The 317-nt window shown below is 54.3% G+C and carries 1 protein-coding gene; it reads left to right on the top strand.

Annotation, left to right across the window (positions count from 1 at the left end; all coding sequences use genetic code 11):
• The coding region (locus AB1471_RS18885; RefSeq protein ID WP_367780957.1) for a hypothetical protein at nucleotides 1–317 on the top strand (317 nt) is incomplete at both ends.

The raw sequence follows: 317 nt of genomic DNA, 5'->3' as shown, positions 1-317 counted from the left end.
AAAAGAAAAGGGAAGGGAGGGGGAGGGAAAAAAGAAGGGAAGGGAAGAAAGAAGGAAAAAGGAGGGAAAGGGGAGGAAGAAGGAAAGGGGGAAAAGAGAAAGGAGGGGGGGGAGGGGGAAAAGGGAGAGAGGGGGAGAAAGAGGAGAAGAAGGGAGAGAAAGGAAAAAGGAAAGAGAAGAAAAGGGGAGGAAAAAGGAAGAAGGGAGAAAGAGAAAAGAAAGAGGAGGGGGAGAGGGAAAAAGAAACAGGGACGAGAGGGAGAGAAGGGGGGGGGAGCGGAGGGGAGAACGAGGGAGACCACGGCGGGCGGGCGGGT

Source organism: Jeotgalibacillus marinus (genome assembly GCF_040801915.1).
Taxonomy (GTDB): Bacteria; Bacillota; Bacilli; order Bacillales; family Jeotgalibacillaceae; genus Jeotgalibacillus; species Jeotgalibacillus marinus.
This window is presented reverse-complemented; position numbering and strand designations above follow the sequence as displayed.